Origin of the sequence: Hungatella sp. SB206 (assembly GCF_051132295.1) — a bacterium.
Lineage (GTDB): Bacteria > Bacillota > Clostridia > Lachnospirales > Lachnospiraceae > Hungatella > Hungatella effluvii.
Map to the genome: position 1 here is coordinate 7,006,136 of NZ_CP096603.1, position 22,808 is coordinate 7,028,943.

Genomic DNA, 22,808 nt, shown 5'->3' on the forward strand with positions numbered 1-22,808 from the left:
TATAGCAAGAAACAGGAAAACATACAATTGGATTTTTCTTCCGGTTAGAGGCATTTACTGCTTGTTTTGGCACACTTATACTTCCTTCAGGTGTTTCTCCAGCATTTCGCACAACCTCGGAATCTGAGACTCAAACTCCACGCCATACCATCTGGAGCTGCCGGAAGCAGCGGTTGCCTCAATACAGAGAACGACAAAATCCGCAGCCAATGTCAACGCGCTCGCCAGGCTCAATCCACGCATTACACCGCCCAATACCACCGAGGAGTAGAGATCACCAGTTCCATGGTAACTTTGAGGACAACGATGAGTAAAGTAGGAAAAGCTCTCTCCGTCACGATTCAGATAGGCCACTCCCAATTTTTCAGGTTCAAAGCTGACACCGGTCAGAACAGCCGTTTTACATCCCAGCTCCAACAGCCGCTCCAGCATTTCCCGGATATAAGCCTCATCATAATCCGTACGGTAAGGCATACCAGTAAGCAGACTGGCCTCCGTAATATTGGGCAGAATCACTTCCGCCTTCGCACAAACCTTCGCCATAGCCGCTGGAAACTTCTCATCAAATGCAGGATATAGCTTCCCATTGTCCGCCATAGCCGGATCAACCAGCACCAGATTATCCCCAGTGGCAAACTGATCAAAGAAATCGCAAATCTGCCCGCACTGTTCCGCCGATGCAAGGTAACCGGTATAAATACCATCAAATGAAATCTGCTCCGTCTTCCATGCCTCGGAGATCGGCGCAATCTGATCGGATAAGTCCTTACAGGTAAAATTCTTAAACATCGTATGCGTGGACAACACCGCCGTTGGAAGGATACCGCATTCCACTCCCATAGCAGAAATAACAGGAAGCGCAACGGTAATAGAACAGCAGCCAACACAGGATATATCCTGTAGAGTAATAATTCGTTTCATTTATCAAATCCTCCTTATATGTATACTTATTACAGTGAAGTATAACAAATATTGGACTGGTCATAAATACCCAGAGCATATGAAAATGACCAGTCCAGTTATAGCGGCGGCGGCCTGCAGGAATAGAAAAATTAAATGTTGAGAGGAGAGATGCGCTAATGGGCAGATAGGCAGATGAGAAATGATAGATAATTCCGGAAATTTGAAATATAGCGCGATAATATTTTCACTCTAAATATAGGTAAAAAATAAAATGTCCTATAAAATTACGTTTAAAACAATAACAAAAGTCATTGCATTTTACTCTCATTTATGGTATAATCCACTTGTATTTACATTATCTTTGGCATTTCATCTGCCAAATACGCAAATCATGATATTTCATATACCGGCAGTATCGCCGGGTATTTTCAAAAATGGTTACTGGGAAAAGGCCCGCTGACAGCTGCATTTTACGGTATTTTATAAAACAAAACCAGAAAATGTTTTTATTTTACCTGCCATGTGCCAGGAGTCTGCCGATCTATTTCCCTGCCAAACAGGAAAGGGGAATTCTATGGGGCAAAAGGATATTTCTCTGGTTCGTTACTTTGAAGACGAGGACCGCTATGCGGATTTAATTAATGGCTTTATATTTGGCGGAGAACGGGTTGTTTCGGGCGCTGATATCCAGGAGCTGGATTCCCGTATAACAGGATTTTTATCAAAGATCAAAGACGGATTTAAGATTCAGAAATACCGGGATTCTGTAAGAAAAGTAGTATTGGGTCTGGGATTTGCCATCATTGGCCTTGAAAATCAGGATCGAGTGCATCACGCCATGCCCATTCGGATTATGCTGGAAGACGCAGCCGGTTACGATAAACAGATGCGTCGAATCCAGAAGCATCACCGGAACAGAAAAGATTTACATGGCGATGAATTTCTGGGAGGCTTCTCTATCCGCGATAAGGTATACCCAGTCATCACCATCTGCATTTATTACGGTGACAAACCTTATGATGGAGCGAAAGAACTATATCAAATCCTGGAATACGAAACCTTACCGGATAAACTGAAAGTTTTCTTAAACAATTACAAAATACACGTCCTCGAAATCAGAAGTTTTCATGATATCGATCGTTTTAAAACCGATTTACGTGAAGTATTCGGATTTATTCAACGCTCCGGCGACCCTGCTGAAGAACAAAAATTTACATTTGAGAACAAAGAAAGGTTTCAGAAATTGGACGAGGAGGCCTTTGACGTCATAACAACGGTAACCGGTTCGAAAGAACTGGAACTTATGAAGAATGAATATAGGGATGAAAGGGGGAAAATCAATATGTGTGAGGCAATACTGGGAATGATTGAGGCGGGAAGAGTGGAGGGACGGACTCACGGAGAAGCTAAGATTGTAGCTATAATCAGGAAAAAATATATTAAGAAGAAAAATTTACAAATTATCTCTGATGAACTGGAACTGGATTTCTCCTATGTAAAAGAAGTGGTAGACTTGATTCATGAGCATCCGGACTGGACAGACTTGCAGATAGGGGAAATGCTGATAATGCATGATAACTTTTAAGATAAACGACACAGACATAGGGATAGGCTATAAATGATTCATAGAAATATTAATTAACTTTAATATGTGATATCTTAACCCACATTATATTGTTTGAAAGGAGCGGTCTGTCTGAAACAAACCGCCCCCCTTAAGGAATATGAATATTAATATAATTACTGTAATAACTGTAATACGGACTGCGGCTGTTGATTGGCCTGTGCAAGCATCGCCTGTGCAGACTGAACCAGTACGCTGTTCTTGGTATAATTCATCATTTCCTTTGCCATATCTACATCACGGATACGGGACTCTGCGGAAGTGATGTTCTCTGTGGTAACACCTAAGTTGTTGATGGTATGCTCAAGACGGTTCTGAATAGCACCGAGTTTACCACGGCTGGTGGATACGGTGTTGATGGCGGTTTTGATCTTGCTCATGGCTGCAGATGCACCGTCTCTTGTACTAATGTCTACGCTGTTTAAGTCTAAAGCGCTAACATGCATATCAGCAATACTTAAATCCAGCTGATTATATGATTCGCTCGTGTCTCCGATCTGCAACTTTAATCCGCCACCTGCTGAAAGTCCAGCTCCATCTACCAAGGCATATGCATGAGCTAAATCTGAGCCAAGTTTAGAGCCTTCAAAAGAAATCTTTGAATCTATTCCTGCATCAGCAAGCATTTTATTAATATCATTTGCCGTATAAGTAGCTGTACTCAAAAGATTTAAAGACGATGTGCCATCAGCATTTAATTTTCCACCTATTGGATTAGTATCGGTTCCAACAGCACCTGTGATTGTTAATGTTTTATTATATTCTGCACCAGCTTTATTGGCTGTAACAGTAATATTATTCCATGTAAGCGCAGCTTGCTTTGCCGCCTTTGCTTCGGTTTCAGCCATAACATCCGTTGCTGCACCCACATCTTTTGTAGTAAAATCTTTATTTACTTTGACATTAATTTTTCCCACAGCTTCTGATGGAGTTCCGCTCACACCATTAATCAACGCATCTAAATCACTCTGTGTAATTTTTGTATTCTCTGCCAACGTAATTGTAAGTGTATGGCTGGCAGCCCCGGTTCCCCATTCTGCCTTAGAAGCAGTAACACCGTCATTTGTTGCAATATGTACTTTATAGCCATCCGGTGCTGTAATTGTAAAATTGACTCCTGTTTCCGCTATTCCAGCTGCAACTGCATCCGCAGTTGCCCCTGATGATCCGACTCCCATCGTGCCATCCAACAACTTAATCCCATTAAAATCCGTTCCATCAGCAATACGATTAATCTCATCCTTCAAAGCCGAGATTTCGTCCTGTAAAGCTTTTCTGTCAACATCATCCGTATAAGTACCATTTGCAGACTTTGTAGCCAACTCTGTCATACGGTTTAACATAGAATGCACTTCCTGTAATCCGCCTTCAGCCGTCTGTACTAAAGAAATCGCATCCTGAGAGTTATCTGTAGCTGCTTCCAGCCCCTTAATCTGTGCTCTCATCTTTTCAGAAATAGCTAAACCAGCAGCATCATCTCCTGCTCGGTTAATCCTGTAGCCAGATGACAACTTCTCTAATGATCTTGCTACTGCACTGTTGTTGATCCCCAACTGTCTGTTGGAATTGAGTGCCATAATGTTGTGCTGAATCCTCATAATATTACCTCCATGTAATTTTATATTGGGACTTCCCTGTCCCTCATAATAAATAAGTATCTCCAATGTCGGACGGGCCCTGTCTGACACCGGACCGAGCTTCTAAAACATACCATCTTTTCCACTCTGTAATATATATCGGACGATTTTACCTTTCCCTTCATCGTAAAAGTGCACAAAAATCAATTTGATTTTTGTGCACTCTATCCATAAAGGCTCTCTTCAATATAAAATTCTTCCAGTGAAAGATTATGCTCCTTCAAATACCGAGCCACATCAATTCCCACATAGCGGAAATGCCACGGCTCATATCCAATCCCTGTTATTTCTTCTTTTCCCTCATCATATCGCAGAGTAAACCCATAATCCTGCGCGTGTTCCCGAAGCCATTTTCCTTCCGGAGTCTTCTCAAATGCCCGTTCCAACTGGTGATAGGACCGGGTATAGAAGTCAACTGCCAACCCGAGACAGTGTTCTCCTGATCCGGGTATTGACAGGGTCTGGCGTGCCAGCGTATACGATTCTTCCTTCGAACGGCCCTTTTTCACATAAGCGGAAACTTTCCTGTTAAACAGCTTCTCCTGTTTATCCAGCGTCCGGTAACCAGAACATACCACGGGTGACAGGCCTTCTGCCTTCATGGCCTCTAACATATTCATCAGCGGTTCATAAATCCTTTCATCTACCTTCTGATCCGTTCCCGGCACATCTCTCAGTGTTACCACATAATCCTCCGGAACCGGGTATTCAGCATTAGTCAGGATCAGACACCACATATCTTCCGGTTTAATTACCAATTCTTCCTGCCGTTCCATTTCATAATCTGCCGATTTCACAGATTCCTCTATCTCGTTACCTCTGGTACCATCTTCCCTGATATCATTTCTTACAGCATTATCTCCGGTAACAACCTCTTCAGGACGCGCCGCCAGCATTTTATCACCATCAACCACCGCTGCTTCAACCACAATTTCTGTGCTCTTTTTCGCCTCCGCTGCCTTCCGCTCCTGCACAGTAAAATGCGCAGAAATATACAGAAGCATAAAAATCAGTAAAAATGTATATATCATAACCCGCCGGTTTCTAACCACCTTCCGGTCCTCCGGCTTCTTCTTTCCCATCTATTACGCTTCCTCCTGCCTGCCAGACTAACGCCCATTTATCATAGCCGCCACACCTTTTTAACAGGTCCGTAATCAGCCAGCCCTATCGTTTCCCGCACTGCGTCCTATTATCTACCGAATCCGTCTCAACTGATCACTCTGCCGTTTCAAAATATACCGGTAAAGCAAATCCTCCTGCTTCGTGGCCATCTCCATAAACTCACAGCCATACCCAAATTCCCCATCCGGACGGTCCACGCTTCTGCGCACCTCACAGGTAAAGAGCATAGAGTCACCCATGGCAGGTATCACAATATTAAAACGGTCATTCACCTTAAACGCCTCCCGGCTGCGGAACATGAGCCCGCCCAGGCTGATGTCCACCAGATGTACTTTTAAACCGTTATAGTCTGTGGATTCCTCTTCCATATCAAGGATATCATCCCCTCGCATGCAGTTATAGATGACACCCGTGTCCCTGGTACTGATACGGAAATACTCCCGGCGCTCATCATTTGTCGCCTCGTTCAAATCGATCACACGGGCCAGCTTTGGAGATGATAAATAAACACGCCCAATCAGCACTTTAAAACCGATCTGTGTGTTATAAATCTCGATCTTGACCAGTAGATTATACGGTATGGAAGGAAGTTCATTTCTCGAACTGCCGATATCAATAAAATTCTTTCCAATCCGGTGCATGACCCCCATGGTGATTAAATCATTGTTTTTGGCCTTTATCACACAGGAAGATCCAACATATCCGTCTGACAAATCAACCATGTCGCGTACCCCCGTTTTTCTGTCATCTCATTCTTATCGTTACCATTCAGTTTCTCTATTGCACTATTTTGCAGGTTCCTCTTTTTTCTTTCCAGAGGCCAGATTTCTTCGGATCCTTCCGCTCGCTGCGTTCTCTTTGCCGCGAGCCGGCGTAGCCGCTGCGGCTGCGGCCGCTTCCACTCCCCGGATTGACGCCGAGGTTTCGATCAGCTTGCAGTAAATAGCCGCCACCACCTCGTACAACTCCACCGGTATGTTACTCCCAACCTCCAGCATGCAGAGAAGTGAAGCAGCGCTGTCGTCCTTGAATACCGGAATCCCCTTTTTCTCTGCAATATCTATGATATGCTCCGCCACGGTTCCATAGCCAGAGGCGATGACAACCGGGGAAGCGTCTTCTTCCGCGTTATATTTTAAGGCAACCGCCTTGTTTTTCTTATATTTTGACATCGACGCCTGTCCTCCTGTACGGAAGATTTTTAAATACATCCATCAGTGAACGCACATGGTCCAGTCCGCTGACTTCCACTTCCGCCGCATGGTATCCATACTCCTCCATAATCTTTCTGAAATCAGGCGTAAGCCGCCCAAACACGGCTGCGTATGATTCCGGACAGTACAGATAAAACTCCATCTCCCTGCCGGCCACCTGAAATTCCGCCTCCATCTGGCCGATTCCCGGAATATCGAAAGTGATCAGCACATGGACGTGGTCTTCTCCATCGCGCTCCTGCCCGCTGCCGCCTTCATCTTTTGGATCGATCCAAAGTTCTGAAAATGCCTTCATCCCCTGGTATTCCACTGGTATGACAAAATGAAGCAGCGGCGTATAGTTGCATGGTGAAGACAGAAGGCTTGTGATAATTTTCTCGATCTTCTCACCGTTTAAGCTGTTCATGGGAGTCTCCCTGTCCTGCTTCCTGATGATCTCCGCCAACGTATCCATGATTCGGGAACGGTTCTCCCGGTATTCCGGGCTGCCAAACTGGTTTACATAATCTCTAATAAGGCTTTTCAGCTGGTCCTTGTCCTCCCGGCTGTTTACATGAATCAGGAGATTCAGTAACGCCTCCTGCAAATAGGACTCATTATCCTGATACCGAGACATATTATAGAGAAGATTCGGTATCATCCGTTCCGTCTGAGGGGAGAATAAAACGCTGTTCTCCAACTCCTTCAGAGCATCTAAAATATCCGCTTTGACTGCTTCCCATTCCGTTAGACTATTTTCTTTCTCTGAACCACGTCCATCCACGCCGCTGCTCTGCCACAATCCGCCGGCCTGCCGCGCCCCGGCCTCGCCAGTCTCACTGCCTTCCATATCCCCTTGTCCTCCGGCCCCCTCGATCATGGCGCGGACCCGGTCCGACAGCATTCCAAAAATCCCGGATAAATTCCGGCTTCCCGCCAGCTGACTGGATAAGTACTCCAGGCTGTTGGCCACGGAATCGAGAACATCATTTCTCGACACGCTTCCATTTACCGCCTTCAGGAAATCGGCCATCTCCAGCCGCAGTTCCGGCTTTTCATACAACAGGTTTCTCAGGAAATCGAACAGCGGTCCCTTAAACAGCGTGGACGCATATTCCTGATCCACCAGTTCTCCAACGATATCATCGGGGTTGATGAGCAGCGAATGAAACAGCTGTCTGATTTCCTGCGTCATGGTGTTGTTGTTCACTGGAAGGAGGCTGATAATCTCCTCCAGCATATAGATATTCTTTAAATAGTTGACAGTCACAGCCGGATCCTTCAAAAGGTTCATGAGCGTCGCCGCCCCGGCCTCCTTCTGGAACACGTTGTGCTGGCCCAGCAGTGCACTTCCCGACGGGTTCTTCGTGATATGCCGGATTTCCTGCATATCGAATGGCACGGATGGGTCTTTCTGCGCCCTGTCGGGCTGAATGATATTCTTGTTAATCACAGGGGACGTCACCCGTAAAATATCTGCCATTACCTGATTCCTTTCCTGATTTCTCCGTCAAGATAATAGAAGGAACAGCTCTCTTCCCGCTTTACAATGGTCATCTTACAGTCCCCGATATTGATCACGGTTCCCGGATGGACCTCGGCCGCTGTCAGCCGGCATTTACCCACCTCACGAAGCTGGCGTGACAGATCGGCCGCCTGCGTCTTTAACCGTTTCTCCTTTAGATTGTGGATCGGCGCCTCTAACTTGAGCTTTGCCAGGCGCTCCTTCTGCCTCGGTGTAATGCTGCCATCCTTCAGCTTTCCGTTCAGGTAGCTGATGTCCTTAGCCGTCTCCGCCTGTTTTCTGGAGACAGCCACCAGATCAACGCTGATCTTCTCCACTTCCTCCATCAGCTGCGGCGTTACGCCCAGCGTTACTATTGTGGATACATGGCTGGAAGCTCCCACAGTCTTCACATTCATGCAGTTATGAACCGCACAGCTTCCGGCTATAAATGCCCCCCGTTTTCCAATCAGAGTCAGATCATGGCCACAGGATACTTCCGAGCTGATGATATACTCAGCCTGAATATTGTGCTGCGCATAAATGGTACAATCCTCCAGGAACTTAGCAGTAATGTCCGCTCCAGCTTCCAAAACGCCGCTCTTCATTCCCCGCATCCCCTTATGGAGTAAGATACTTCCGCCCGCCTGCAGAACCGCGCCTTCCACGATTCCCATGACCGTGATGTCACCCTTAGCCTTAACGGTATATCCTTCAAAGACGTCACCGTGAATGGTGACACTCCCTGTAAAATCAATATTTCCTATGGAATTATCTACATTTCCCGGCACGACGAAGACATTTTCCACCTGAAACCTGCCGTTGCGAAAGGTTAAGTTGCCTTCGCAGGCGGTCAGGAGCTTATCGCGCTCCTGGGAGTAGACAACATTTTTTCCCTGTGGAATCGGGGGCATGGTACCATTCTTCCCCCTGACCGGCTGTCCGAAGACATCCATTCCATCCTGCGGCTCGGTGGGCATGGTCAGTTCGCAGACCAGTTCCCCCTTCTGCACATTATGGATCAGGTTCATGCTCTTAAAATCGATGCCGCCGTTTCCTTTTGAAGCATACTTTATTTTCGCTTCACGGGGAAAATAGTCCTTAATGCGGCCGTCATTTCCATCAATCGCCGGGGTTCCCCTGGCTATGAGAAACATCTGGCGGTATAATTTTTCTGCCGCTATGGTGTTTACCTTTTCTACGTCGATTCCGTGTATGATTCGGTGTGCTTCCAGCTCCTGTTCGATCTGTTCCCGGGTAATATCGCTGCCGCCGCCTGAAGGTTCTATAAGCATCAGAGACACCGCCATTCGGTCGTCTGACACCGTCAGCTCGACACCTGCGTCCCGATATTCTTCCTCGCCGGAAGCTTTCCGGCTCTCAGCCGTACTCTCATTTTCCAGATTACTACGGCTCATTCTGCCGCCCTGGCTGCCAGAGCTTCCATAGTTTGAACCGATGTAATCCGAACCACCAGAATCCTTTACGCCCAAACCATCTGCTTCCGCCTCTGTGCCTGCCGTATACTCTGTCTCCTCAGAGCCGTTTTCGCCTGTCAGTTCTCTTTCCAGCCGTTCTCTTCGCGTTCGTTCGGCATCATTCCAGTCTTCGACTGTCTCTATGCGCTGATCTCTGCTCTCCGTCATTTTACTGTCTTCGGTCTGGGGCCGAACTTCGCGCTCGTTCTGTTCATCTTCCCCGCCATTGTCGAGTAATTTAGAAAACATGCTAAAAATCAGGCTCTTATCGCTCATGGGATTCCCCCTTTTTATGTAGATACTTCAAGTTTCGATTAGCGGAGATTGTTGATCATTTCCTCCATCTGATCCGCCGCGCTGACAATCCGGCTGTTTAACTGGAATGCCCTCTGGGCCTGGAGCAGATTAATCATTTCCGTGGGGACATATGTACTGGAAAGCTCCAGTGTACCCCTTAACAGACGGCTTCCCGCCTCATTCTCGTCCATGTCATCTATCGGGACCCATTCTCCGGAAACGGCGCCTGTCCCGTATAAGTTCTTTCCCACTGGAATCAGTCCATCCGGATTCTCACACGTATATAAGCCGATCACCTCGCTGAGCCCGCTTAAATTCAGCTCATTGGTAGACTGCTTCTTTCCGTTGCTGCCCTCCACCGTCTTGTATTCCAGCTCGATGCGGTCTCCATCACGACTGAGCACGTAATGGCCGTCCCGTGTCGTTAGATAGTTTCCTTCATCTGTGGCCGATATCTGAAACGCCCCGTCTCTTGTATAATATGGCTCCTCCGCGTCTTCATCCTCGGATTCCACCGCAAAATACGCTTTTCCGAGAATGGCAAAATCCAGATCCCGCTCCGTTTTTTCGAAGATTCCCTGCTCAAACACGGTCTCCGCACCGTTGGTTTTCACGCCGTGGCCCACCTTCTGGTCTGCGTTTCTCGTATCCATCTGCGTATAGAGCAGGTCGTCAAAGGAGCTTCGCAGCACCTTGTAGCCCGGGGTGCTGACATTTGCCATGTTATTGGCAGTCACATCAAGCTCCGACTGAAACGCGTTCATGGCCGAAATCGCTGTATAGTATGATATATTCATCCGTTATTTCCTCCTACAGCTTCCCGATCTCCGAAGCTGATTTCTGGTTCATCTGATCCACGATTGTCAGAGCCCTGCTGCACGACTGGAACGCACGCTGAACCTCCATGGCCCGCGTCATCTCGGAATTTAAATTCACGCCCGATTCTTCCAGCTTCCCCTGATACACCTCCGGATACACCTGCGTCAGAACCACACCGTTTTCGGCGCCGTACGTACCGTTGTCGTAAAATGCCAGGTTATCGTAATTATCCGGGACCATGATCTGGATCTGCTCCAGCTCACCGTCCTCGTTATCGTAGATGATTCCATTTTCACCCACGCGGAAACCGCCCTCTTCCACCTGAATCGGACCACCGTCTCCCATGACACGACCGATTCCTTTGAGAACGAGATAACCGTCCTCATCCTTGGTAAAATGGCCGTTGCGTGTCAGATACTGCCGGTCTTCGCCCTGAATAACGAAGAGACCGTCGCCGCTGATCGCCATGTCAAAATTCTTACCGGTATCCACCAGCGCGCCCTGTCTGTGGGTCGTCATCTCGCGTTCTGCCACGGATATGGTGGAACCGCCGCCGATGCCTGTGGTCTGTCCGTTCATCTGACGCACCAGCTGCTCGTCAAAGGTGGTCTTTACCAGACGTTTGCTCTGGTATCCACTGGTCTTCACATTTGCAATATTGTTGGCCGAAATGTTAAGCGCCCTCTGGTTCATCAGCACGCCCGAGGCGGCTGTATAAAATCCTGAAAACATATGGTTTCCTATCCTCTCACATATTCTTCCAGACTGTTCTTTAGTTTTTTTATTGCCTTCGTGTGAATCTGGCACACCCGGGACTGGCCGATGCCCATGACCTCAGCAATCTCCGAATATTTCAGTTCCTCATAGTAGTACAGCGACACGACGAGCCGTTCTTTATCGCCCAGCGCCTCTACCGCCTCCGCCAGCGTTCTCTGAAGCTCTTTATAAAACAGGCTTTCCTCTGGCTTCGTATCGACGTCTGTCGCTTCCAGTTCCCCTTTTGCAATCACGCCTGTCATGTCCTGCAGCACCGCTTCAAAAGAAAGAATTGCTGCGTGGTTCATGTACTTTAAGTGCTTCTCCACCTTTTCCACCGGAATATCCAGAAAACCCGCGACTTCATCCGCGTCTGGTTCCCGCATTTTCTCATGGGACAGCATAGAATATGCCTCATCCACCTTTTTCTGGAAACTGCGGGCCCTGTGAGGCACCCAGTCCTGGCTCCTGATATAGTCGATCATGGCCCCCCGCACGCGGATAAATGCGTACGTTTCAAACTGGGCTCCTTTTGACGCGTCATACCGGTCGAGACACTCCATCAGCGCCAGCACTCCCTGATCGATCAAATCCTCCTCTTCCGTAAAGCTGCCCGCCATGCCGCGAAGCTGTGCCGCCGCGGAACGGACGATGGGGAGGAAGTGGACGATAAGCTTATTCCGCAGCTCCTGGCTTCCGTTCTTTAAGTATACCGAAAGCACCGCCTTCCCTTCTTCTCTGCTCATCTGTTCCATCTGCATAAACCGTTACCTCTGGCCCAGGGCGATATTCCCCAAAGCCTGTATCTGTATGTTATTATCAATCTCACTGAACGACACCACCGTCACATTGGGGTAAAACTGGTCAATCAGTTTCTTAAAATAAATCCGCACAACCGGAGACGTAAGCACGATCGGCACATTGACCAGATCCTTGATCTTATTGATCTCTCCGGTGGCCGACGCCACGATATTCTGAATAGCTGATGGCTCCAGCGCCAGATAGGATCCCGTGTCCACCTTCTTTACGGATGACATGATCATGTTCTCGATCTTGTCGTCCAGGCTTAAGACCTTCATCTGCCCAGCTTCGGAGAAACGATGGGAAATGGTCCTCTTCAGAGCCTGACGCACATATTCCGTCAGCATATCCGTATCCTTTATCTGGGTTCCATAGTCTCCCAGTGTCTCCACGATCGTCTCCATGTCGCGGATCGGTATTCCTTCGCGCAGCAGATTGGAAAGCACCTTCTGAAGCTCTCCCACCGTAATCACAGCGGGAATCGTGTCCTCGATAATGCTGGCGTTTGTTTTTTTCAGTGTTTCCAACAGATTGTTGACTTCCTGGCGGTTTAAAAGCTCATGTAAATGCTCCTTCACCACCTCGGATAAATGGGTGATAACCACCGAAGTGGGATCAATCAGCGTATAGCCTGCCAGTTCCGCCTGAATCTTCTTATCTTCGCTGATCCATTTGGCCGGAATGTGAAATGCGGGGTCAATAGTGTCGATGCCCGGAATGTCATCCGCATCCCCTCCCGGCGGCAGCGCCAGATAGTGATCCATCAGGATATCTCCTCTGGCCACCTCCTCGCCCTTCAGCAGAATGCTGTACTGGTTGGGATTGAGCTGCCCGCTATCCTTAATCCGGACCGACGGGATTACGAAGCCCATATCCAGAGCCATCTGCTTACGGAACATGACGACACGGTCAATGAAGTTGCCGCCGTTGCTCTCATCCGCCAGCGGTATCAGGCTGTAACCGAATTCCATCTCAATCTGTTCCACAGTCAAAAGACCGTATACATTTTCAATATTCTTATAGAAGGAAGCTTCACTGGTAACCTCCGCTTCCGCATATCCTTCCGCCGCTTCTGCCACGATGGTCTTCTGCCGTTTCAAAAGCACGTATCCGCCTCCGATCATCATTGCTGATATCATGAGAATCTGAGGCACCGGGAATCCAGGAATCAGACACAGGCAGGCTGCCGCGCCGCCGGCCGTCATAAGCACCTTGGGCTGCGCCAGAAACTGGCTCGTCAAGTCCTCGCTTAAGCTGTTCTCCGATGCGGATCGCGTCACCACCATACCGGTTGCCACAGAAATCAGAAGCGCCGGGATCTGGGATACCAGACCGTCTCCGATTGTTGACGTGGTGTAGATCTGCATGATCTCGGAGATACTCCCCTGGCCGTTCATCATACCGACGACAATGCCGCCCACGAAGTTGATCAGTGTGATGATGATGGATATGATCGCATCACCTTTTACGAATTTGGTAGCACCATCCATGGAACCGAAGAAATCAGCTTCCCTCTGGATTTTCGAGCGCCGCTCCCTGGCCTGCTGTTCATCAATCAGACCGCTGTTTAGATCGGCGTCGATAGCCATCTGCTTACCGGGCATGGCGTCCAGCGTGAATCTGGCCGCAACCTCGGCCACACGTTCCGAACCCTTGGTGATAACGATAAACTGTACCAGCACGATGATCAGGAATATGATAAAACCGATGACCGCATTCCCCCGGATTACGAACTGCCCGAAGGTTTTAACCACCTGCCCCGCGTAGCCGTTATCAAACAGGATCTTTCTCGTCGAAGAGATGTTGAGTCCCAGCCGGAACAGCGTTGTGATCAGCAAAAGGGACGGGAACACAGAGAACTCCAGCGTTTCCCGGATATACATCGTCATAACAAGGATCAGCAGTGACAACGTGATATTCAGTATAAATAAAAAATCCAGTATGGGCGTCGGCAGGGGGATCAGAATCAGGAAAATGATTCCGATGATTCCCGCTGTCACAAGGATATTAAACCGTTTCAAATTTATTCACCATTTCCAATAATACTTCTTGTATTTACGATTTCACTGATACGGACCCCGAAATTATCGTCGATCACGACGACCTCCCCGCGGGCGATCAGCTGTCCATTTACGATGATATCCACCGGCGCATCCGCCTGCTTGTCAAGCTCCACCACCGTGCCGTTGTTAAAGTTCAGCACGTCCTTCAGCCTTCGTCTGGTCTTTCCGATCTCAACGGAGACGTTTAAGGGGACATCCATGATGAGGCCCAGATTGCCGTTTATCGGCGGAGAAGCCTGGAATACAGTCCGCCCGCCGTTCACCGCCGCAGAATTCACCGTGCGGCTCTCAGCTGCAGACTGTAAGTGCTCTCTCCCGGCCGACGCCGGAACAGCGCCTGGCTGTATCGGCTTCACGAGAAGACTTTCCTCCAAGGCTTTCGCCTCAGCCTCAGCCGTCTTATCCGCTTCCCTCCTGGCCTCTATCTCCTGATACATACAGTCTGCCGCCGTGGTGGATATGCATTCCATAAACTCAGATTCCACCATGTCCTTGATCTTCACACGGTAATGAATCACGATCGTCTTTGAATCGGGAGCTTCTCCGACGGCCGGGGACAGGTTCTGCCTGCCGTCCGATAAAATCAGCTGGCAGTCCGATGACTCCATGGTATTGCCCAGGTATTCAGCCATGACCTCCACGGACGCGTGAACCATCTGGTTCATCAGCTCCGTGGCCGCGCTCATGGCGACCTCGTCGAACTCGAAATCCGGGTCGGGCAGATCATCGATCCCCATCAGCTCATTTAGGAACGCCTGCATATCCCGCTGGCGCAGGATAATGACCATATTGCCGGCGGCTCCGGAGGTCAGACAGCTCTTCACGAAAATGGCCGGTTCCAGAATCCCATATTCCACTTCCTTCACCGTTATCTCCGTAATCTCCGGGCTGCTGATCTCTATATCCGCCTTCAGAATCGATGACAGGGACTCCCCCGCCGCCTTCGCGTGCAGATTAATCAGTTCATCAAACACCTGCTGGTCCGTCATATTTATGATCCCCTGGTTTTCTACTTCCTTCACCATCGCCAGAAGCTCCTTTTATTCCTCATTCTTTCTGTTCTTCCGTCTGCTCTTTTTCTTCTGCTTTCCCTCTTCCTTCACAGGATCCTTTTCTTCGTCCGTCTTCTTGCGGCTGGCCGGAAGCAGTTTATAAAGTTTTTCTTCTATGAATTTCGGATTTTCCCCTTCCTGGATTGCCAGAACGCCTTCCAGAACCAGTTGTTTACATAAAAACTCTTCATCATGTCTCGCCTTCAGCTTGCTCGCCACCGGCAGACACACAATATTGGCAAGAAGAGAGCCATACAGGGTGGTGATCAGTGCGGTCGCCATGCCCTTTGCCAGGGCGTTGACGTCCTGCATGTTTCCCAGCATCAGGATTAAGCCGACCAGCGTACCGATCATACCGAACGCCGGCGCAAAGCTGGCCGCTTTCTCATAAAATCCTCGGTCCAGCGCATGGCGCTCATCTAACTGATCCAGCTCCGTCTCCATGACCTGGCGGACCTTTTCCGAATCCACGGAGTCCACCACCAGTAAGAGGCTGTTGTGCATAAATGGCTCGTCAATCTCATTTAATTTGTCCTCCAGGGAGAGGAGTCCCTTCATTCGGGCCTCTGTCGCCAGCTCCACGATCTGTTCAATGGACTGCTCCGGATCGAACTTATACGGTTTTATAATGATCTTTAAATGTTTCCCTATCTTTTTAAACGCCCCAGAGGGGAAGGACAGCATCATAACTCCGATGGTGCCTCCTAAGGTAATGGCCATACTTGGAATATCGATAAACGCCCTTAAATTGTGTAAGACCAGTTTCATGGCCTCCTGATCAAAGGTCATACCGAACAGTACCAGCGCTACCGCCAAAATAAACCCCAGAATTGACATGATATCCATATCTGCTACATCCTTTTCTAAACTTTTCTTGTTGTATTTCCGCCGCGGCTATCCTTTTATCTGTTCAATCAGATCGCTGAACGTCTTTCTCCGGAATGCCGCTACCCGTTCGACTACCTCTTCCTTTGATTCCCGCACAATCAAGTGTTTGCCGTTGGTCAGAAGAATCGTGGTATCGGGATTTTCCATAATCATCTCGATTAAATCACAGTTGAGGATGAACTCCTCGCCATTTAACTTACTTAAGGGAATCACCGATACCACCTCCTGTTATCGTTTCAGATTTACAAGTTCCTCCAGAATCGAGTCCGACACCGTAATAATACGGGAGTTGGCCTGGAAACCTCTCTGTGTTACGATCATGTCGGAAAACTCTGTGGATATATCCACGTTGGACATCTCCAGTGAAGACGTCTTTAACGCTCCCGTTCCATCCTCACCAGCCTGGCATGCCTTGGCCTCGCCGGAGTTGGAGGTTGCACGGAAATAAGAGTTGCCGTTCTCTTCCAGGCCGTACGGATTTTCAAAGGTAACGAGATCGATACGTCCGATCTGAATTTTTCCCTTGTCCGGATGGGTCGCTTCGATGATGCCGTTTCCAAGAATGGCGATCGATGCGCCGGAGAGGGAGATCGCGCCGCCTTCCGTACCGTTTTCCAGCGTAAAGGTACCGCTTCCGAGACCTACATCGTTGGACTGTGTCGCCGCCGTAATGGTACCCGCGTTGTCCTTGGGTATGAAAGAAGCGTATGTTTTATCCGACTCATCCGCATTTAAAAATGCGGTATTAATGCCTGAATAGCCCTTGTGGTCGATTGTCAGGGTGGCGCCGCCCTCTTCCGTAAGCACCAGATCTCCGGCAGCGTCACCTTCGCTGATATCACCGGAGTACGTCTTGCCGCCGCTTACTGCGGTCACATGCCATTTTGCCTTGTTGCCTGCGCTGGCAGGAATCTTTACCGCGCTGTATTCGATGTTATCGCCAGGGTTGATTCCCGAAGTACCATAGTCCTTGAGACTCACGCTCTTATTGAAGAATCCGGTTCCCGCTGCCGCAGGCATCGTCACATTGTGAAAGGACTGAGCCGTATTTCCTGATCCGCCGTTAAAAGAAGATGTAATTGCGGTGTAACCCGGATGGCTCATCTCGATGTACTGTCCCGTACCGGATTCCTTCAGCCACATCTTGCCTGCGGTTGTGGTGTTCTCATTTATTTCGCCGACAAACTCCCGTCCGCCTACCGTCGCCGTCACCACCCAGGCCATCTTACCGCCGGTGCCAGGCTTCAATTCTGATTTAAAGTCCACCGGTCCCGCCGCGTCAAAGGCCGGGCTCGTGCTCATGCCGGAAAACTTCAGTCCGCCGAAGATACCATCCGCCGCATCCGTGGAGGTGGCAAATTCGAAGGTTCCTTCATTGATTCCAAAATGGTCGCCCAACAGCTCCGCGCCGGTCAGCGGCTTCTGGAACACATTCTCTGCCGGTGTCGCGGTGATGGTAAAGTTTCCGCCCGGATGGGCCTTTCCGCCGCATCCACGGGTGATGGCGCTGTTCATCTTGCTGTTAAAGTCTGAAAGACTTGTAAATATGGCATTTTTATTCACATGTACGGTAATGCTGGAATCGTTGATATCGGAAGAATTTACGACGATATCGGAACCGGAAGGCAGATTATCCTCCGCCTTGAAGGTAATGGATACGTTGGCGTCCGTCGTCGCCTTCTCCGAAGTGATCGTAAACTGGGTTCCGTTGATATTCAGCGTCTTGGATGCCAGTCCGCTGGACTTGGTCGGAATGTTTAAATGGATCTTGTCGGAGGATGGCGCCTTTCCGAGCGGATCACCGGACACGCCGAGAACCGTGTAACCGTTGGAGTCCACCAGGTTGCCGCTGTTGGAATCCAGCATTAAGTTTCCCGCTCTCGTATAAAAGATATTTCCGTCCGCATCCATAACCTGGAAGAAGCCCTCGCCTGTGATCGCCACGTCCATAGGTCTGCCGGTGGACTGCAGCGCCGAACGGCTCATATCCAGATCGATACCGCCTAACTGGGAACCGTAGCCAACCTGGCTGGCATTGGTTCCGCCTTTATTGTTGTCGCCGCCTGCGGCGCTCTGTAATGTCTGATAAAATACATCCTGGAAACGCGCACGGCTGGATTTAAATCCGTACGTGTTTACGTTGGCAATATTATTGCCGATAACATCCAGCTTCGTCTGGTGTGCTTTCATACCGGACACTGCGGAATATAATGATCTTAACATAGTTTATATCTCCTTTTCTAACCGCCTTACCCGTCCGTCAATCGGGGTAAGAATAGCCTCCAAAAGGACCGGCTATACCATAACGGTTCCGTCAATGTTTGTGAAGACAGTGCCTTTTAAGCTCTCCTCGTTCACAACTGTCACTACTCTGTTATTCTTTACATTTACAACAAATGCCGTGGAATCCATCAGGATTAACGGAGCCTTAAGCCCCTTTTCTCCAGCCAGTTTCACGCCCTCATTCAATCGTTCCAGCTTATCAGAAGACACATCCACGCTCCGCTCCATCACCCGCTCTACCGCGTGCCTGGAGAACGTAACCTGGCTTTCTTCCTTTAATTTCTGTTCCAGCAGTTCCTTGAATGCACTGCTTTCCTCCGTGCCCTCCGCCGGCTTGTTTCTCGCGGCTTCCCACGGTTTTCCTGTACATATGGGGGTATGAAGCATTTTGTTGTATATCATGGAATCCATTTTCTTACCTCCTTACTTCACAGTCTCTCATACCTTTGGATCCTTGTCTCCCGGATCGCTTCCGTCCTTGTCCCCGTCGCTGCCTGCATCCGGGTCCTTGCCGTCATCCTTCTTTGCTTCCTCTGACCTGATCTCCATAATCTCATCCATGCTGTAGGATTCTCCCTCCACATAGATCACGAATTTCCCGTCCAGAAGAGAAACCTTGTTTACGATGCCCTCCGTCTTCTTTAAGTCCCCGGCCACCGTGAATTTTGCAGCCGTAACCGTCTTGCCGACAAGCGAGGTCACATAGGTACTCTTGGCGTTATACGCCATCTCCTCCATCTGCTGCATGGTCGATATCTGGGCCAGCTGCGTTACATACTGGGTATCGTCCACCGGATTCATAAAATCCTGGTTTTTTAGCTGGGCTACCATCAGCGTCAGGAAATCGTCCATACTGACGGCCTTATCGGATGCGTCTCCAAACACTGCGTCTATGACATCATTGCTCCCAGAAGTGCCATCGGTGCCTTCCGTGTCTTTATCGCTGTCGTTCGATGCCTTTGCCGGTGTGTTGTCTCCCAGTGCTCCTGGTCCGCTGCTGCCGGAAGATGCAGTCCTTAAGTACGGATTCGTATAGTCTGGTATCTGTACTGACATGTCTCTCCTTTTCTTATCGTTCCTTTTCTTATCGTTCCTGTCCTTATTATTTCTGTCCTTATCGTCCCTATCCTCATGGATTTTTTACACGTATGCATACAGTCTGCGTACCAGGCTTTCCGCCGCCATCCGCTCTGTCTCCTGTGCAAACACGCCGTCATCGGCCGTCAGTCCCTGATTCATACCGTGGTGGTAATGTCTCCGGGCCTGCTGCCCCTGATTCTGGTAAAGCTCCTGGCCAAATCCTGCAAAATCCATTCCGCCCTGGCTGTTGTGATATACCTCTTCCACCTCCGCGTGAAGCGGCTGCAGCATCTCTTTTAAGCTCATCATCTGGCTGTTCACCAGCTTCTCAGTCTCCGGGTTGGATACTCCGATGCTGACTGACGTTCTGCCGTTTGCACTGGCCATATGTACGATGATCTCTCCCAAACCCTCGGGCTTCAGCTTGATGGTAAATTCCGACAGTTCCCGTTTCATGCCCTGCTCCACGCCTGCTTTCAGCTGTTCCGCCACAGGTGTGTGGATATCGGAAGCAGTATTGTCCACCGTCGGCACACCTCGGAATCCGCCCTGCCTCGGCGCGTTTATCTTATCCAGATACGTCACGCCTTTTGCGTCTGAATTCTTCTTCAGCTCCTCCAGCATCTGGTTGTCCAGTGCCTCATCACCACAGGTCTCTTCTTCTGTCTGAACTCGTTTTCCGGCTCCCATGGTCTTCATCTGGTCCGACTGGTTCTTCAGCAGATCGGAAAATGTTCCCTCATCTCTGCCTGTGCCGTTCTTCGCCTGCACTGCCATATCATCGGCAGTAACCTGGGTTTCCGCTGCTGCAGGCTCCATAGCTTCTGCCTTTCGGCTGTTTCCTGTTTCTCCCGGTTTCTGGGCCGCTGCCCGGTAAGTCGTCCGCTGATTCTTAAGTGCTTCCGATGTGTCCGCATTTACAGTTGCTGCCTGCTGAATCTCCGCATTTCCGGTGCGCTGTCCCGCTCCGGCCTCTGTTGTGGATGCTGTTTGATCCAGTATCCCTCCAGTCTCTGTTACCGCCAGCAGTCCGCCATCTTCTGCTTCCATGCCATGCACCATTGCTTCGGCCGGGTCTTCCGCCATAACTGCCGGCTGCTCTGCCATACCTTCCAGAACGGCTGCCGCTGCCGCGGCTTCAGCCTGTACGGTTCTGTCATCGGCTTTTTCCGGCTCCTGCTTCTTTTCCGGCGTTTTCTTTACTGCCGTGTCATCCTGTCCGGAGGTTTCCGCCTTCACCGCATCATTTCCGGTGTCGGCCGCCTTCTGATCCGCCTGCGCATCTGTGATCTTCTGCGCGTCTGTGATCTTCTGCGCCTCCGCTGTCTTCTGCGAATTCTGTGTCTGTTTTCTACTTTCTGACGTCTTTTTACCCGCCTTTAACATCTGGCTGAAGGTATCGGCAAAATCGGCTTTTCCCGCATCTCTGCCTTTTCCATTATCTGTGGTTCCAGACTGTTTCCAGCCGGTTCCTACAGCCTTCATGGCTGTTCCCATATTCATTCTCTTCTCACCGCCTTTCTCTCTGTGACATATTTATTGGGAAGCACCACGCCGCACAAAATTACCCGCAACATGTTCCGCTATGGTCTCCTGCTGCTCCTTCGCTTCGCCGCGGTGGTATTCCTCTAACTGTTTTTCCTTCAGCTTTTCCAGCTTCTTTACCTCTCTGGATGCCTCTGTCACGATCTGACGCTGCCGTTCCAGCCCTGCCTGTAAAAGCTTCAGTTCCTCCTCCATCTCCTCCAGTTGGTTCCTTGCACTTTCCAGTATAGAGAAGCAGGCCTTCAATACAAATATCGTCGTTCCCTCCGCTTCCCGCCTGGCTATATCCGCCTGCACGCCGGCGGCTTTCTCGGCCATATCCCGTTTTTGGGCTTCCAGTGCATCCCGCTCTGCGGTCAGCCTGCCTAAGATTCCCATCTCCTTTTCCAGATTCTGACTCTGGAAATTCAGCATACGCTCCAGTGAAAATGCAAACTTTTTCATAAGAACCTCTCTATTCGGTCAGTTGGATCATACGGATGACGGCCTCATCAAGGGAGAAGCTCTCATCCGTCTTCTGCTGCAAAAACTCATATATTTTATCAATTCTCATCAGCGCGTCGTCCAGTTCCTTATTGGTCCCCTTCTTATACGCTCCGATGGAAACGAGATCGATGTTGCTCTCATAGACCGAGAGGAGCTTTCGGATCTTTCCGGCCGCCGCTTTGTGCTCCGGCATCACAATGTCGCTCATCAGACGGCTGACGCTGGATAAGATGTCAATGGCCGGATACCGGTTCTGCGTCGCCACCTTTCTCGACAGCATGATATGCCCGTCGATAATGCCGCGCACCGTATCGGACACCGGTTCATTGGCGTCGTCGCCTTCCACCAGAACCGTATAGATTCCGGTAATGGAGCCTGTCTCAAAATTGCCTGAGCGCTCCAGCAGCTTCGGGAGCTCCGAGTAAATGGAAGGCGTGTAGCCCCTCGCTACCGGCGGTTCTCCGATACTTAGTCCTACTTCCCGCTGTGCCATGGCGAATCGGGTGAGGGAATCCATCATCAGAAGCACATCCATGCCCTGATCTTTGAAATACTCGGCGATTGTAGTAGCCGTCATGGTGCATTTGGAACGCATCATCGCGGACTGGTTGGAGGTGGCCACTACCAGGACCGAGCGCTTTAAGCCTTCTTCTCCCAGATCCCGGTTGATGAATTCCACAACCTCGCGGCTTCTCTCACCAACCAGCGCGATGACATTGACATCCGCCTTCACATTCTTGGCGATCATGCCCATCAATGTACTCTTTCCCACGCCGCTTCCGGCGAAGATTCCCATCCTCTGCCCCTTGCCAATAGTTAAGAGGCCGTCGATGGCCTTGACTCCCATCTGGATCACGGTGTCGATTCTGGGCCGTTCCATGGGGTTGGAACGTTTTCCCGTTATGGGATAATAAGCGACTTCTCTCAAAGGCCCCTGCCCGTCGATGGGTATTCCCATGGCATCTACGGTACGGCCGACCAGCTCATTGGAGACCGGTATGAGAAGGCGCTCCCCCGTATTGCGGACCGCGCTTCCGTATCCAATGCCTTCTGTCTCCTCGTAGGGCATCAGGAGTACCCTGTTTTCACGAAATCCCACGACCTCCGCCTTCACCGGAGGATTGTCTCCCGGGACATCGATGGTACAGACATCCCCGATCCTGCACGCAGGCCCCATGGCTTCCACCGTGGTTCCTACGATCTTGTCTATTTTCCCCAGATATGTATACAAATTGGCGTTCTGAACCGCCTGTCTAACATTCTCTATCATCTTA

General features: G+C 49.7%; 21 protein-coding genes. 1 reads left to right on the forward strand and 20 read right to left on the reverse strand.

Going from position 1 to position 22,808, the window contains the following annotated elements:
• Nucleotides 1-75 precede the first annotated feature (75 nt).
• Nucleotides 76-921, reverse strand: a complete 846-nt coding sequence (locus tag M1L66_RS31240) for a pyridoxamine kinase (RefSeq protein WP_434689553.1) — start codon at nt 919-921, stop codon at nt 76-78.
• A 556-nt stretch (nt 922-1,477) separates the two neighbouring features.
• On the opposite strand from M1L66_RS31240, the gene M1L66_RS31245 reads away from it, so the two are divergent.
• Nucleotides 1,478-2,488: a transposase gene (locus M1L66_RS31245; protein WP_434689555.1), complete on the forward strand. Its 1,011-nt coding sequence runs from the start codon at nt 1,478-1,480 to the stop codon at nt 2,486-2,488.
• 155 nt (nt 2,489-2,643) lie between these two features.
• Here M1L66_RS31245 and M1L66_RS31250 read toward each other — a convergent pair whose 3' ends face one another.
• From M1L66_RS31250 to M1L66_RS31340, 19 genes are all read right to left on the reverse strand, one after another.
• Nucleotides 2,644-4,125 (reverse strand): flagellin, encoded by a 1,482-nt coding sequence (locus M1L66_RS31250; RefSeq protein WP_434689557.1) that lies wholly within the window; start codon nt 4,123-4,125, stop codon nt 2,644-2,646.
• Nucleotides 4,126-4,328: 203 nt separating this feature from the next.
• Nucleotides 4,329-5,246 carry a M15 family metallopeptidase gene (locus M1L66_RS31255; protein WP_434689559.1) on the reverse strand — a complete coding sequence of 306 codons (918 nt, stop codon included), beginning with the start codon at nt 5,244-5,246 and terminating at the stop codon, nt 4,329-4,331.
• 114 nt (nt 5,247-5,360) lie between these two features.
• Nucleotides 5,361-6,011, reverse strand: a complete 651-nt coding sequence (locus M1L66_RS31260; RefSeq protein WP_110325994.1) for a flagellar brake protein — start codon at nt 6,009-6,011, stop codon at nt 5,361-5,363.
• Between the two features lie 63 nt (nt 6,012-6,074).
• Nucleotides 6,075-6,461, reverse strand: coding sequence for an EscU/YscU/HrcU family type III secretion system export apparatus switch protein (locus tag M1L66_RS31265; RefSeq protein WP_434689561.1), 387 nt, complete (start codon nt 6,459-6,461; stop codon nt 6,075-6,077).
• A complete protein-coding gene (locus M1L66_RS31270) occupies nt 6,448-7,965 on the reverse strand; it encodes an antitoxin (protein ID WP_187023787.1) in 1,518 nt (505 codons plus the stop codon). Before M1L66_RS31270 ends, M1L66_RS31265 begins: the two co-directional genes overlap by 14 nt.
• A complete protein-coding gene (locus tag M1L66_RS31275; protein ID WP_434689563.1) occupies nt 7,965-9,740 on the reverse strand; it encodes a DUF342 domain-containing protein in 1,776 nt (591 codons plus the stop codon). Before M1L66_RS31275 ends, M1L66_RS31270 begins: the two co-directional genes overlap by 1 nt.
• A 38-nt stretch (nt 9,741-9,778) precedes the next feature.
• Entirely contained in the window at nt 9,779-10,558 is a 780-nt protein-coding gene (locus M1L66_RS31280; RefSeq protein ID WP_434689565.1) for a flagellar hook-basal body protein, read from the reverse strand.
• 13 nt (nt 10,559-10,571) lie between these two features.
• A complete protein-coding gene (locus M1L66_RS31285) occupies nt 10,572-11,312 on the reverse strand; it encodes a flagellar hook-basal body protein (protein WP_434689567.1) in 741 nt (246 codons plus the stop codon).
• A gap of 8 nt (nt 11,313-11,320) precedes the next feature.
• A complete protein-coding gene (locus M1L66_RS31290; protein ID WP_434689569.1) occupies nt 11,321-12,097 on the reverse strand; it encodes a sigma-70 family RNA polymerase sigma factor in 777 nt (258 codons plus the stop codon).
• Between the two features lie 6 nt (nt 12,098-12,103).
• Nucleotides 12,104-14,158, reverse strand: a complete 2,055-nt coding sequence (gene flhA / locus M1L66_RS31295) for a flagellar biosynthesis protein FlhA (protein ID WP_434689571.1) — start codon at nt 14,156-14,158, stop codon at nt 12,104-12,106.
• Between the two features lie 2 nt (nt 14,159-14,160).
• Nucleotides 14,161-15,225: a flagellar motor switch protein FliN gene (fliN, locus tag M1L66_RS31300; RefSeq protein WP_434689573.1), complete on the reverse strand. Its 1,065-nt coding sequence runs from the start codon at nt 15,223-15,225 to the stop codon at nt 14,161-14,163.
• Nucleotides 15,226-15,240: 15 nt separating this feature from the next.
• On the reverse strand, nt 15,241-16,098 hold the full coding sequence (locus M1L66_RS31305; protein WP_187023781.1) for a motility protein A: 858 nt from the start codon (nt 16,096-16,098) through the stop codon (nt 15,241-15,243).
• A gap of 48 nt (nt 16,099-16,146) precedes the next feature.
• Nucleotides 16,147-16,353: a flagellar FlbD family protein gene (locus tag M1L66_RS31310; protein ID WP_002605108.1), complete on the reverse strand. Its 207-nt coding sequence runs from the start codon at nt 16,351-16,353 to the stop codon at nt 16,147-16,149.
• Nucleotides 16,354-16,368: 15 nt separating this feature from the next.
• Nucleotides 16,369-18,363: a flagellar hook-basal body complex protein gene (locus tag M1L66_RS31315; RefSeq protein ID WP_434689576.1), complete on the reverse strand. Its 1,995-nt coding sequence runs from the start codon at nt 18,361-18,363 to the stop codon at nt 16,369-16,371.
• Between the two features lie 72 nt (nt 18,364-18,435).
• A complete protein-coding gene (locus tag M1L66_RS31320; RefSeq protein ID WP_110326013.1) occupies nt 18,436-18,834 on the reverse strand; it encodes a TIGR02530 family flagellar biosynthesis protein in 399 nt (132 codons plus the stop codon).
• Nucleotides 18,835-18,861: 27 nt separating this feature from the next.
• A complete protein-coding gene (locus tag M1L66_RS31325; RefSeq protein WP_187023779.1) occupies nt 18,862-19,479 on the reverse strand; it encodes a flagellar hook assembly protein FlgD in 618 nt (205 codons plus the stop codon).
• Between the two features lie 84 nt (nt 19,480-19,563).
• Nucleotides 19,564-21,006 (reverse strand): flagellar hook-length control protein FliK, encoded by a 1,443-nt coding sequence (locus M1L66_RS31330; RefSeq protein WP_434689579.1) that lies wholly within the window; start codon nt 21,004-21,006, stop codon nt 19,564-19,566.
• Nucleotides 21,007-21,039: 33 nt separating this feature from the next.
• On the reverse strand, nt 21,040-21,492 hold the full coding sequence (locus tag M1L66_RS31335; RefSeq protein ID WP_434689581.1) for a flagellar export protein FliJ: 453 nt from the start codon (nt 21,490-21,492) through the stop codon (nt 21,040-21,042).
• A 10-nt stretch (nt 21,493-21,502) separates the two neighbouring features.
• Entirely contained in the window at nt 21,503-22,804 is a 1,302-nt protein-coding gene (locus tag M1L66_RS31340; RefSeq protein WP_187023776.1) for a FliI/YscN family ATPase, read from the reverse strand.
• Nucleotides 22,805-22,808 lie beyond the last annotated feature (4 nt).